We start from the raw sequence: 12,416 nt of genomic DNA, 5'->3' as shown, positions 1-12,416 counted from the left end.
GCGGGGACCCGACAGAGCCCTTCGCGTACGCGACAGGCATCATCTCTGTCATGACGCAGGACGAGCCCGCGATCGCAGTGAGTGGTTTGCGCAAGGCCTACGGCGAGAACGTCGCCGTGGCCGGTGTCGACCTGGAGGTGCGTCGCGGCGAGGTGTTCGCGCTGCTCGGGCCCAACGGCGCCGGCAAGACGACCACCGTCGAGATCCTCGAGGGCTACCGGCACCGTGACGGCGGCACGGTCAGCGTGCTCGGCGCCGACCCGCAACACGCCGACAAGAGCTGGCGGGCCCGGGTCGGCATCGTCCTGCAGGGCACCGGCGAGTTCGACGACCTGACCGTCGGCGAGGTGGTCCGCCACTTCGCGGGCTTCTACCCCCATCCCGACGACCCGACCACCGTGATCGGCCGGGTCGGCCTGGCCGACAAGGAGCGGGCCCGCACCCACACGCTCTCCGGCGGGCAGAAGCGCCGGCTCGACGTGGCGCTCGGCATCATCGGCCGGCCGGAGCTGCTGTTCCTCGACGAGCCGACGACCGGCTTCGACCCGGAGGCGCGGCGCGAGTTCTGGGAGCTCATCCGCGACCTGTCCGCGGCCGGCACGACCATCGTGCTGACCACCCACTACCTCGAAGAGGCCGAGGCGCTGGCCGACCGGCTCGCGGTGATCGCCGCAGGGTCGCTGATCGCCGTCTCCACGCCGCAGGCGCTCGGCGACCGGCAGAACGCGCCGGCGACGGTCTCGTGGCGCACACCCGACGGCACCGTCGAGCGCAAGGAGACCACCACCCCGACGGCGGTGATCGCCGAGATCGCCACCGGCTACGGCGGGGAGATACCGGGGCTCACCGTGACCCGGCCGACCCTCGAAGACGTCTACCTGACGATGATCGGACACCGATGACCGCCACTACGCAGGCGCCGACCGCGCCGGGTCCGCTGAAGCTCGGCCTCCGGCAGGGCGGCCTCGAGGTCAGGCAGTTCAGCCGCAGCCGCGAGGCCGTGGTCTTCACGATGGCCTTCCCCGCCATCATGATCGTGATTTTCGCTTCGATCTTCGGCGGCGAGATCGGCGGCGGCGTCAAGTTCACCCAATACTTCATCACCGGCATGATCGCGACCGGCCTCCTGTCGGTCGGCTTCCAGAGCCTGGCGATCCAGATCCCGGCCGAACGCGACCGCGGCGTGCTGAAGCGCCTCCGCGGCACCCCGATGCCGAAGTGGGTCTACTTCGCCGGCAAAGTGATCATGGTTCTGATCATCGGCGTCGTCGAAACGGCGATCCTGCTCGCGGTCTCGACGCTCTTCTTCGACCTCGACCTGCCGTCCTCGGGTGCCCGCTGGCTGACCTTCCTGTGGGTAGGCCTGCTCGGCATCTCCGCATGCACCCTGTGCGGCATCGCCTTCTCGTCCGTGGCCCGCACCGCCCGCAGCGCCCCCGCGGTCGTCACCCCGGTCGCCCTGATCCTGCAGTTCATCTCGGGCGTCTTCTTCGTCTTCACCGACCTACCCGCGTGGATGCAACACGTCGCCGCGATCTTCCCGCTCAAATGGATGTGCCAGGGCCTGCGCTCGGTTTTCCTCCCCGACTCCTTCGCGGCGCAGGAGCCCGGCGGCTCCTGGGAACTCGGCCGGGTCGCCCTGGTCCTGGGCGCCTGGTGCGTGATCGGCCTGATCCTCTGCATCACGACCTTCAAATGGACAACCAAGCGCGACGGCTGACACCCCGGTTCGCGCCGCCGCAGCGGCAGGCACCACGCAGCGCCAGGCACCACGCAGGGCACTGCCACCGACCAGCCTATCCATCGTTACCGTAGCAAGAAATGCTTCGCGTTTCGGGCTCACCGCACCGGCGGCGCCATCGGGCGGGCCTGGCGCCAGCCATCTCCGCCAGGAGCCGGCCGCGATGCGACCCGAACGCCGATCTCAGCCGCCGGCCGGCGAACCGATCTAGCGCTTGCGACCGCCGCCAGGGACCCACAGCACATCGCCGTCGGGATTGGCCGTTCTTGACAGGATGAACAGCAAGTCGGAGAGCCGGTTGAGATACTTTGCCGGGAGCGTGCTGGTTCGATCGGGATCCTCCGCGATCAGCGACCAGGCGGCACGTTCCGCGCGGCGGGCGACCGTGCGCGCTACGTGCAGCAGCGCGGCTCCCGCGGTGCCGCCCGGGAGGACGAAGGAGTCGAGCTTGGACAGCCGGCCGTTGAACTCGTCGCACCAGCCCTCCAACCGCTCCACGTACTCCTCGGTCACTCGCAGTGGCGGGTACGCCGGGTCTGGATCCACCGGGTTGCCGAGGTCGGCGCCCACGTCGAACAGGTCGTTCTGGATCTGCGCCAACACCTCACGTACCGACGGGTCAAGATCGCCGAGCGCGAGCGCCACGCCGAGCGCGGCGTTGCACTCGTCGACGTCGGCGTACGCGGTGATGCGCGGGTGGGTCTTCGGGACTTCCTCGTTGTTGACCAGTCGGGTCGAGCCGGTGTCGCCGGCCTTCGTGTAGATGCGGGTGAGGTGGACGGCCATGACAAACAGCCTACGGACGCCCCCACTGAACGACCTCGAGGCCGGGGTACCGACGGTCACTCCTACCATTGCCGACGTGGATCTGATCCGGGTCGAAGGCGGCGCGCGGCTGGCCGGCGAGGTCGCCGTAGTCGGCGCCAAGAACTCCGCGCTCAAGCTGATGGCCGCGGCGCTGCTCGCGCCGGGGCGAAGTGAGATCACCAACGTGCCCCGGATCACCGACATCGCGATCATGGCGGAGGTGCTGCGCCGGCTCGGGTGTCAGGTGGAGATCACCCCGGAAGCGGTGCCGGAGGGGCGCGAGGGGCCGCCGCCGTCGGTCGCGGTGACCATCGACGTGCCGGACGAGCCGGGTACGGAGGCCGACTACGACCTGGTGCGGCGCCTGCGCGCCTCGATCGCGGTGCTCGGCCCGCTGCTCGCCCGCCGCGGTTACGTGCGGGTCGCACACCCGGGCGGCGACGCGATCGGTTCGCGCGGGCTCGACATGCACGTCGCGGGCCTGGCCCGGATGGGCGCCGAGATATCCGGCGAGCACGGCTTCGTGATCGCGTCGGCTCCGCAGGGCCTGCAGGGCGCAACCATCTGGCTCGACTTCCCCAGCGTCGGCGCGACCGAGAACCTGGTCATGGCCGCCGTCCTGGCCAAAGGCAGCACCGAGATCGACAACGCCGCGCGCGAGCCGGAGATCGTCGACATCTGCCAGATGCTGATCGCGATGGGCGCCCGGATCGAGGGCGTCGGCAGTTCGACGTTGCGGATCGAGGGTGTCGAGTCGCTCTCCCCCGTGCGCCACGCCACCGTCGGCGACCGCATCGTCGCCGGCACCTGGGCCTTCGGCGCCGCCATGACCCGCGGCGACGTGCTGGTCAGCGGCGTCAACCCGGCGTTCCTTGAGGTCGCGCTCGACAAGCTGACCAACGCCGGCGGCATGGTCGAGACCCACGAAACGGCATTCCGGGTACGCATGGACGACCGCCCCAAAGCCGTCGACATCGTCACCCTGCCGTTCCCCGGCTTCGCGACCGATCTCCTCCCGATGGCCATCGGCCTGGCCGCGGTCAGCGACGGCGCCTCGCTCGTCACGGAGAACATCTTCGACGGCCGCTTCATGTTCATCAACGAGATGGCCCGCTTGGGCGCGGACATCAAAACCGACGGCCACCACGCCGTTGTACGCGGCCGCGAGCGCCTCTCCAGCGCCCCCGTCCGAGCCACCGACATCCGCGCCGGCGCGGGCCTGGTGATCGCCGCCCTCTGCTCCGACGGCGTCACCGAGATCTCCCACGTCCACCACATCGACCGCGGCTACCCCGACTTCGTCGGCGACCTGGCCGCCCTGGGCGTCATCGTCCAGCGCACCGCCGCCCCAGAAGACCCACACTTCTCCTTCTGACCCCACGGCGACAACCCACCAGTTAGCGGCCGCCAACCCCGCACCGCGCCCGACCGCGGCCCGGGTCGGGGCCCGGGTCGGGGCCTACCTCGGCCCGAGCCCGTGTCTCCCGACCGACACCTACGCGCCCGACCACGTGCGCCGCGGTCAGGCTCGCCTCGCCCCGAGCGCACGTGTTTTGGCATGTACCTACGCGCCAGAACATGTGCGCCGCAGTCAGGTTCCCCTCGCCCCGAGCCCACATGGTTTGGCATGTACCTACGCGTCAGAACATGTGCGCCGCAGTCAGGTTCCCCTCGCCCCGAGCCCACATGGTTTGGCATGTACCTACGCGCCAGAACATGTGCGCCGCAGTCAGGTTCCCCTCGCCCCGAGCCCACATGGTTTGGCATGTACCTACGCGCCAGGACATGTGCGCCGCAGTCAGGTCCCCTCGCCCCGAGCCCACATGTTTTGACATGTACCTACGCGCCAGAACATGTGCGCCGCAGTCAGGTCCCCTCGCCCCGAGCGCACATGTTTTGACATGTACCTACGCGCCAGAACATGTGCGCACGGGAGACACCTACCCGACCCGCCCCGGCGCGCGGCTCCGGTTCGGGGGCATCTGCGGCCGCGAACGTCGTGGCGAGTTGGATCAGGCTGCCCCCGGCGGGAGCAGTTGCAGCAGGGCCTTGGCGGCGAGCGCAACCGCGGCCTCGCCGGGCGCGCCGCGCCTCATCGAGCGCCTGCTCGGGCGGCCGTGACCGGCGCTCGACCGGCAGGGCGATCACCGACAAGTCGGGCCTCAGTCGGCGCTGGTGTCCAGGGCGCCGCCGCCGACCAGTCGTCGGGCGTGGGCGGCGTTCTCGCGGAAGACCAGGATCCGGGTCCGGCCGTCCGGTCCGGGCGACACTGTCGAACGGATGCCGTTGGCGGTCAGGCGCTTGCGGATCTCGCCGGCATCGGACTCGGCGGCCACCAGGGCGACCGTTACCAGCAGCCCGAAGTCGGGGCCGTCGTTTCTCGGTTTTCCGCCCATCGCCGGCCCCCCGCCGCTCAGCTCAGTTCACCGACCGGCGCGACCCACGCCCGAAATGCGGGCCCGGGCACCGGCGCGCCCGACCTCCGGCCGTCCTGGGACGGGGCGGGTCGCGACGCGACGCGGGGAATCCAGGCGCCAACTGGCATGGCCACAGTCTGTCAGCCCGCACCCCCGCGCGGCGGGGAGTCGGTGACACAGCGATGGGCTGACCGATCGTTCACCCGGCCCGCTATGTTGCTTGGCAAGCGAAACGAACAGAGGGAGCGTGCGGCATGGCGGGTCGGCTGGCGGTCATCGGGGCCGGACTGATGGGGTCGGGCATCGCCCAGGTGGCGGCGCGGGCCGGGTGGGAGGTGACGCTGCGTGATCTCGACGACGCGTCTGTCGGGCGCGGGGTGGCCGGCATCCGCAAATCGCTGGAGCGGTTCGCGGCCAAGGGGACGATCCAGAGCGACGACGTCGAGGCGGCGCTCGGGCGGATCACCACCACGACCGACCTCGGCGCGGCCGGCGACGCCGACATCGTGGTCGAAGCCGTGTTCGAGCGGCTCGATGTGAAGCAGGACGTGTTCCGCGAGCTCGACAAGATCTGCAGGGCCGACGCCGTGCTGGCGACGAACACCTCGGCCATTCCGGTGACCCAGATCGCCGCGGCCACGCAGCGGCCGGAGCAGGTGGTGGGGACGCACTTCTTCTCGCCCGTACCGATGATGCAGCTTTGCGAACTGGTCCGGGGGTTCAAGACCTCTGACGCGACGCTGGAGAAGGCCAAGAGCTTCGCCGAGGAGATCGGGAAGACCGTCGTGGTGGTCAACCGCGACGTGGCCGGGTTCGTCACCACCCGGCTGATCGCGGCGCTGGCATTGGAGGCGGTCAAGCTGGTCGAGTCGGGGGTGGTTTCCGCCGAAGACCTCGACACCGCCTGCCGGCTCGGCTTCGGGCACGCCATGGGGCCGCTGGCCACCGTCGACCTCACCGGTGTCGACGTGATGCTGCACGCGGCCCGCAACATCTACACCGACACCGCCGACGAGAAGTTCTTCCCGCCGGAGTTGCTGCAGCGCATGGTGATCGCCGGCGACCTGGGGCGGAAGACCGGCAAGGGGTTCTACGACTACGAGAGCTAGGCCGCGGGCCAATCGGGCACGGAGAGGCGGGGGCTCTGGTAGTCGGGAGGCCCCGCCTCGATCCACGACGAGAAGCCGGTGACCGTGGACAGGGCCATCGCGATCTCGACCGGCGCCTGGTGGCCCATGCAGCGCAGGATGATCCAGTCGGTCGGCATGGTGAGGCGTTCCTGGCCCTCGGGCAGGCGGCGGCTCTGCACGGTCAGGCCGCGGCGGGAGAGCACCCGCTTGGGGCGGATGGCGAAGCTGAAGAGCCGGTACCAGCGCATTTCGTCGTCGACGAAACGGGCGAAGCCGGGTGACCAGCCGCGGCCGTCGAGCAGCGTCGTGACGCGCAGGTCACAGCGGATCGTGCCGCCGGCGCGGGCGTAGTAGGCCCGGCGGGCGAACAGCAGGACGATCGTGGCCAGCAGTAACAGGAGGCCGATGGCGATCCATTCAATGATCAGCATCGGCCTGCTCCGTCAGCGCGCGGCGGGTTCGGCTGGCGTGGCGCTCTCGGCGAGGACCGTTACGCCGGTCTCGGTGACGGAGAGGAAGCCACCCGCGACGTCGTAGGCGAGCTGCTCGCCGCCGCCGAGCTTGATCCGGACCTGGCTGGGCTCAGCCAGCTGGCCGAGGAGCGGGGCATGGCCCGGCAGCACACCAAGCTCACCCTCGGTGGTGCGGGCCACGAGCATCTCTGCGTCGCCGGTCCACACCTTCTGTTCGACGGATACGAGCTCGACATGGAGCTGATTTGCCACTATGGCTCCTCTTCGACGCCGGACCGGGGCGAGGGGGTCGCCCGGTGTCGCGGTGGAATTGGAACCGAGTCTAGTCGGCACACCGGCCCGGATAGGACCAGGGGTGCCTCCTGTGTCAGGCGGCACCCCCGGTGGGAGGGATCACTTGTCTCTGTTGATCATCTCTGGGTGGGCAGCCACGAACGCGTCGGCCTTGTCGGTCTTGATGGCATTGAAGAACTGCTGAGCCACCGGCTGTTGCAGTGCCTCACCCGCGTACTTGCCGGCCGAGTTGTTGACCCCGCCGCCGGCGAGCTTGATCATCGTGATCGAGTCTTGCCGCATGCCCTTCAGGGCGAAGCCGAACTCGGCGACGCTGTGGCCGCGGCCGTTGAAGACGAGCGCCTCGCCAGCCGCCCGGATCACCTTGTCGAGCTTGGGCAGGTCGGTCATCACGTTCTTGCTGAGCACCTGCGAGACCATCGCCTTGACGAACTGCTGCTGGTGGCGCTGGCGCCCGTAGTCGCCGCCCTCGACGGTGTAGCGCTGCCGCACGTAGTCGAGCGCCTGCCAGCCCTTGAAGGTGTGCGTGCCCTTGGTGTAGCGGGCCTGCGGGCCGATGTAGGGGTGTGCGCCGCACTGGCACGCCTTCATCGGCCGCGCCTTGCCGTTGGGCTGCAGGTGCTCGGAGAGCACCTCGTCCTCGTCGACGTACATCGTCACGCCGCCCATCGCGTCGACGATCTTCTTGAAGCCGGCGAAGTTGACGATCGCGCCCGCGTCGAACCGCTGGATGCCGGTGTAGTTGCTGACCGTCTTCGACAGCAACTCGAAGCCCTTGGCCCGGTCGGGCAGGCCGCCGCCGGACACCCGCGCACCGTGTGACATCGCGGCGTTGAGCTTCTCCCGGCCGCCGGGGTAGCCGGACTTGGGGAACGGCGGGATGTCGACCAGGAGGTCGCGGGGCAGGGAGAACAGGTAGCCGCGGTCGAGGCCGGCCGGGATGTGCATGATCATGATGGAGTCGGCCAGCGGCAAGGTGGTCGCGTTGCGGGGGTCGATGCCGACCAGCAGGATGTTGAGCGGACCCTTGATGTCGCTCTTGGCCTCGACGGCGGCGCCGTCGCCGAACAGGTCTTCGGTGGTGACCGCGCCCTCGTAGCGGGCCAGCAGCGCCTCGGAGGTGACCAGCAGACCGCCGCTGGCGACCATCAGGATCGCACCGAGGATCGTGCACCAACGGGCCCAGCGCGGGATGCCCGACCGCTTGCGCGCCTTCTTCGTGGCGCCGGTGGGCGCTCCGAAGTCCGGTGGTGTGGCGCCAGTGGCCCTGCCGGTCGCACCGCGCCCGGTCGAGCGGCCCGATGAACCGCTGCCCGACCTTCTCGCCATCAGAACTCCTTGTCGTCGACGCCCGTGTGCCGGCGTTCCGTTATGGAGACGTCCGCAAGGGGGCCCGCCGTTGCGCCCGAGAGCTTATATCTCATGGCTGAATACGGCGGCCCTGGGCCACCGCGATGAAAAATCCTGGTAAAAACCAACGATCCAGGCACCCACGGTGGGTGCCTGGATCGCTGTCCGTAAAGAAGGAGCTCAGTCCTTCATCAGCTCCGCGGCCTTGCGCTCGAGGTCCTCGAGGCCACCGCACATGAAGAACGCCTGCTCGGGGAAGTGGTCGTACTCCCCTTCGGAGATCTTCTTGAACGCCTCGATGGTCTCCTTGATCGGCACCGTCGAGCCCGGCACGCCGGTGAACTGCTCGGCGGCGTAGGTGTTCTGCGAGAGGAACCGCTCGATCCGGCGGGCCCGCTGCACCGTCACCTTGTCGTCTTCGGAGAGTTCCTCCATGCCGAGGATGGCGATGATGTCCTGCAGGTCCTTGTAGCGCTGCAGGATCCGCTTGACCTCGGAGGCGACGTTGTAGTGCTCCTGGCCGACGAACTGCGGCGCGAGCAGCGTCGACGACGAGGCCAGCGGGTCGACCGCCGGGTAGATGCCCTTGTCGGAGATCGACCGCTCCAGGTTGGTGGTCGCGTCGAGGTGGGCGAACGTGGTGGCCGGCGCCGGGTCGGTGTAGTCGTCGGCGGGCACGTAGATCGCCTGCATCGAGGTGATCGCCTGACCACGGACCGAGGTGATCCGCTCCTGCAACTGGCCCATCTCGTCGGCCAGGGTGGGCTGGTAGCCCACCGCGGACGGCATGCGGCCGAGCAGCGTGGAGACCTCGGAACCGGCCTGGGTGAAGCGGAAGATGTTGTCGATGAAGAGCAGCACCTCCTGCTTCTGCACGTCGCGGAAGTATTCCGCCATCGTCAGCGCCGACAGCGCGACCCGAAGACGGGTGCCCGGCGGCTCGTCCATCTGACCGAACACCAGCGCGGTCTGCGAGAGCACACCGGACTCGGTCATTTCGGTGATGAGGTCGTTGCCCTCACGGGTGCGCTCGCCGACGCCGGCGAACACCGAGGTGCCACCGAAGTTGCGGGCGACACGGGTGATCATCTCCTGGATGAGCACCGTCTTGCCCACACCCGCGCCACCGAACAGGCCGATCTTCCCGCCCTTGACGTAGGGGGTCAGCAGGTCGATGACCTTGATGCCGGTCTCCAGCATCTCGGTCTTCGGCTCGAGGTCCGCGAACGCCGGGGGCTTGCGGTGGATCGGCCACCGCTCGGTCACCTCGAACTTCTCGCCCTCTTTGAGGTTGAGCACCTCGCCGATGGTGTTGAAGACGTGGCCCTTGGTGATGTCGCCGACCGGCACCGAGATGCCCTCGCCGGTGTTTTCGACCTCGGCGCCACGGACCAGGCCGTCGGTCGGCTGCATCGAGATCGCCCGCACCATGTTGTCGCCCAGGTGCTGCGCGACCTCGAGGGTCAGCGTCTTGTCGCCCTCGGCCAGGTTGACCCGCACGTGCAGCGCGTTGTAGATCTCGGGCATGGCGTCGCGCGGGAACTCCGCGTCGACGACCGGGCCGATGACCCGGACGACACGGCCCACAGCCGTGGTGGTCTCAGTTTCAACAGTCGCAGTCATCACGCATCACTTCCCGACGCGGCCAGCGCGTTCGCGCCGCCGACAATTTCGCTGATCTCCTGGGTGATCCCGGCCTGCCGCGCCGCGTTCATCTGGCGTGTGTAGGTCTGGATGATGTCTTCCGCGTTGTCCGTCGCGCTCTTCATCGCGCGCCGGCGCGCCGCCGACTCACTGGCCGCCGAGTCGAGCAGCGCCGCGTAAATGCGGGTGTTGACGTAGCGCGGGAGCAACGCGTCGAGCAGCGCCTCCGCCTCGGGCTCGAACTCGTACGCCGGCAGCAGGCCCTCGGATTTGGGCCGCTCCTCGACCTGCATCGGACCGATGATGCGGGTCACCGGCGTCTGCGTCAGCAGCGACTTGAACTGCGTGTAGACGATGTGCAGCTCGTCGACACCGGTCACCGCGTCTGAGCCGGGCCCGTCGTCGGTGTCGTCGGCACCCTGGGTGAACGCCTCGATCAGCGTCTCACCCACCGTCTGGGCGTCTTCGAACGTCGGCTGCTCCGAGAAACCCGTCCAGCTCGCCGCCATCGGCCGCTGCCGGAACCGGTAGTAGCCGACTCCCTTGCGGCCGATCACGTAGAGCACGGGCTCCTTGCCGTCTTCGCGCAGGCGCGCGACCAACGACTCCGCCGCGCGGATCGCGTTGGTGCTGTAACCGCCGGCCAGGCCCCGGTCGCTCGTGACGACCAGCACCCCCGCGCGCCGCACCTGCGGGCGCGGGGTGAGCAGCGGGTGGTCGACGCTGGCGTTGGACGCCAGCGCCGTCAGCACCCCGGTGATCGCCTGGGCGTAGGGCAGCGAAGCCTCGACCCGCGCCTGCGCCTTGGCGATGCGGCTCGTCGCGACGAGCTCCATCGCCTTGGTGATCTTCTTCATGCCCTTCGCGGAGCGGATGCGCTGGCGAAGAACGCGTACCTGGGCCGCCATGCGGTGCCTACGCCTTCTCTGCCGGCTGGTCGGTGTAGCGCGTCACCGACTCGCTCTCGAGCTCACCCTCGGTGGGCTCGGCCGGGACGTCCTTGACCGTCTTGGTGTCGTCGCGGGCCAGGAAGTTCTGCTTGAAGTTCCCGATCGACTTGTCGAGCGCGCCGATGATGTCGTCGTCCCACTGGCCGTCGGCGATCGCCTGCAGCGTCGCCGAGTCGTGCCGCCGCACGTGGTCGAGGAAGTCGGCCTCGAACCGCCGCACGTCGCCGACCGCGATGTCGTCGAGCTTGCCCTCGACACCCGCCCAGACCACGACCGCCTCTTCCTCGACCGGGTAGGGCGAGTAGTTGGGCTGCTTGAGCAGCTCGACCAGGCGGGCACCACGCTCAAGCTGGGCGCGGGACGCGCGGTCGAGGTCGGACGCGAACGCGGCGAACGCCTCCAGCTCGCGGTACTGCGCGAGGTTGAGCCGCAGCGAGCCGGACACCTTGCGGATCGGCTTCACCTGGGCGGCACCGCCGACGCGGGAGACCGAGGTGCCGACGTTGATCGCCGGTCGCACGCCCTGGTTGAACAGGTCGGGCTCGACGAAGATCTGGCCGTCGGTGATCGAGATGACGTTGGTGGGGATGAACGCCGAGATGTCGTTGGCCTTGGTCTCGATGATCGGCAGACCGGTCATCGAACCGCCGCCCAGCTCGTCGGAGAGCTTCGCGCAGCGCTCCAGCAGCCGGGAGTGCAGGTAGAAGACGTCACCGGGGTAGGCTTCGCGGCCCGGCGGGCGGCGCAGCAGCAGCGACACGGCGCGGTAGGCCTCGGCCTGCTTCGACAGGTCGTCGAAGACGATCAGGACGTGCTTGCCGGCGTACATCCAGTGCTGGCCGATCGACGACCCGGTGTAGGGCGCGATGTATTTGAAGCCGGCCGGGTCGGACGCGGGCGCGGTGACGATGGTGGTGTATTCCATCGCGCCGGCCTGATCGAGGATGGCCTTGATCGACGCGACGGTGGACGCCTTCTGGCCGATGGCGACGTAGATGCAGCGGACCTGCTTCTTCGGGTCGCCGGACTCCCAGTTGGCCTTCTGGTTGAGGATCGTGTCGAGCGCGATCGTCGTCTTGCCGGTCTTGCGGTCGCCGATGATCAGCTCCCGCTGGCCGCGGCCGATCGGAATCATGGCGTCGATCGCCTTGATGCCGGTCTGCAGCGGCTCGCTCACCGACTGGCGGGAGACCACGTTGGGCGCCTGGAGCTCGAGCTCGCGGAACCCTTCGTTCTCGATCTCACCGAGGCCGTCGACGGGGGTGCCGAGGGCGTCGACGACGCGGCCGAGGAACTTGTCCCCGACCGGCACCGACAGGACGCGGCCGGTGCGCTTGACGCGCTGACCCTCGTCGATACCGGTGAAGTCGCCCAGGACGACGACACCGATCTCGCGGGCGTCGAGGTTGAGCGCCACGCCGAGCGTGCCGTCTTCGAATTCGAGCAGTTCGTTGGCCATCGTCGAGGGCAGGCCCTCGACGTGGGCGATGCCGTCACCGGCGTCGGCGACGGTGCCGACTTCCTCGCGGGAAATGTCGGGCGTGTAGGAGGAGACGTAGCGCTCCAGGGCGCCGCGGATTTCCTCCGACGAGATGGTCAGCTCGGCCATC

General features: G+C 69.0%; 12 protein-coding genes. 4 read left to right on the top strand and 8 right to left on the bottom strand.

Annotation, left to right across the window (positions count from 1 at the left end; translation table 11 throughout):
• The first annotated feature begins 50 nt into the window (after positions 1 to 50).
• Together AB0J74_RS21445 and AB0J74_RS21440 are read left to right on the top strand one after the other, a co-directional pair.
• The gene (locus AB0J74_RS21445) at positions 51 to 902 is read left to right on the top strand and encodes an ABC transporter ATP-binding protein (RefSeq protein WP_363450465.1); all 852 of its coding nucleotides are present in this window, start codon (positions 51 to 53) and stop codon (positions 900 to 902) included.
• Positions 899 to 1,720, top strand: coding sequence for an ABC transporter permease (locus tag AB0J74_RS21440; protein WP_363450463.1), 822 nt, complete (start codon positions 899 to 901; stop codon positions 1,718 to 1,720). The genes AB0J74_RS21445 and AB0J74_RS21440 overlap by 4 nt, the downstream gene beginning before the upstream one ends.
• 228 nt (positions 1,721 to 1,948) lie before the next feature.
• Here the strand turns inward: AB0J74_RS21440 and AB0J74_RS21435 are convergent, their stop codons facing one another.
• Positions 1,949 to 2,527: a cob(I)yrinic acid a,c-diamide adenosyltransferase gene (locus AB0J74_RS21435; RefSeq protein ID WP_363450461.1), complete on the bottom strand. Its 579-nt coding sequence runs from the start codon at positions 2,525 to 2,527 to the stop codon at positions 1,949 to 1,951.
• On the opposite strand from AB0J74_RS21435, the gene murA reads away from it, so the two are divergent.
• Entirely contained in the window at positions 2,526 to 3,923 is a 1,398-nt protein-coding gene (gene murA, locus AB0J74_RS21430) for a UDP-N-acetylglucosamine 1-carboxyvinyltransferase (RefSeq protein ID WP_363450459.1), read from the top strand. The two genes, AB0J74_RS21435 and murA, sit on opposite strands and share 2 nt — an antisense overlap.
• Positions 3,924 to 4,710: 787 nt before the next feature.
• Here the strand turns inward: murA and AB0J74_RS21425 are convergent.
• Positions 4,711 to 4,944 carry a hypothetical protein gene (locus AB0J74_RS21425; RefSeq protein ID WP_363450457.1) on the bottom strand — a complete coding sequence of 78 codons (234 nt, stop codon included), beginning with the start codon at positions 4,942 to 4,944 and terminating at the stop codon, positions 4,711 to 4,713.
• Positions 4,945 to 5,219: 275 nt separating this feature from the next.
• Between AB0J74_RS21425 and AB0J74_RS21420 the strand changes: the two genes are divergently transcribed.
• On the top strand, positions 5,220 to 6,074 hold the full coding sequence (locus AB0J74_RS21420; protein ID WP_363450455.1) for a 3-hydroxyacyl-CoA dehydrogenase family protein: 855 nt from the start codon (positions 5,220 to 5,222) through the stop codon (positions 6,072 to 6,074).
• Here the strand turns inward: AB0J74_RS21420 and AB0J74_RS21415 are convergent.
• The 6 genes from AB0J74_RS21415 to atpA all read right to left on the bottom strand — a co-directional run bounded on the left by AB0J74_RS21415 (position 6,071) and on the right by atpA (position 12,415).
• Positions 6,071 to 6,526 carry a DUF2550 domain-containing protein gene (locus AB0J74_RS21415; RefSeq protein ID WP_116068997.1) on the bottom strand — a complete coding sequence of 152 codons (456 nt, stop codon included), beginning with the start codon at positions 6,524 to 6,526 and terminating at the stop codon, positions 6,071 to 6,073. The two genes, AB0J74_RS21420 and AB0J74_RS21415, sit on opposite strands and share 4 nt — an antisense overlap.
• Positions 6,527 to 6,538: 12 nt before the next feature.
• Positions 6,539 to 6,820, bottom strand: coding sequence for a F0F1 ATP synthase subunit epsilon (locus AB0J74_RS21410; protein ID WP_363450453.1), 282 nt, complete (start codon positions 6,818 to 6,820; stop codon positions 6,539 to 6,541).
• A 141-nt stretch (positions 6,821 to 6,961) separates the two neighbouring features.
• Entirely contained in the window at positions 6,962 to 8,191 is a 1,230-nt protein-coding gene (locus AB0J74_RS21405; protein WP_363450451.1) for an LCP family protein, read from the bottom strand.
• 201 nt (positions 8,192 to 8,392) lie between these two features.
• A complete protein-coding gene (atpD, locus tag AB0J74_RS21400; RefSeq protein ID WP_363450449.1) occupies positions 8,393 to 9,835 on the bottom strand; it encodes a F0F1 ATP synthase subunit beta in 1,443 nt (480 codons plus the stop codon).
• A complete protein-coding gene (locus AB0J74_RS21395; protein ID WP_363450447.1) occupies positions 9,835 to 10,764 on the bottom strand; it encodes a F0F1 ATP synthase subunit gamma in 930 nt (309 codons plus the stop codon). The genes atpD and AB0J74_RS21395 overlap by 1 nt, the downstream gene beginning before the upstream one ends.
• A 7-nt stretch (positions 10,765 to 10,771) precedes the next feature.
• Positions 10,772 to 12,415 carry a F0F1 ATP synthase subunit alpha gene (gene atpA / locus AB0J74_RS21390; protein WP_363450445.1) on the bottom strand — a complete coding sequence of 548 codons (1,644 nt, stop codon included), beginning with the start codon at positions 12,413 to 12,415 and terminating at the stop codon, positions 10,772 to 10,774.
• Position 12,416: the final 1 nt, after the last annotated feature.

The sequence above is a fragment of the Asanoa sp. NPDC049573 genome (assembly GCF_040676615.1).
In the GTDB taxonomy this organism is placed as follows: domain Bacteria; phylum Actinomycetota; class Actinomycetes; order Mycobacteriales; family Micromonosporaceae; genus Asanoa.
The sequence above is the reverse complement of the archived record's forward strand: the minus strand, read 5'-3'. Positions and strand labels throughout refer to the sequence as shown.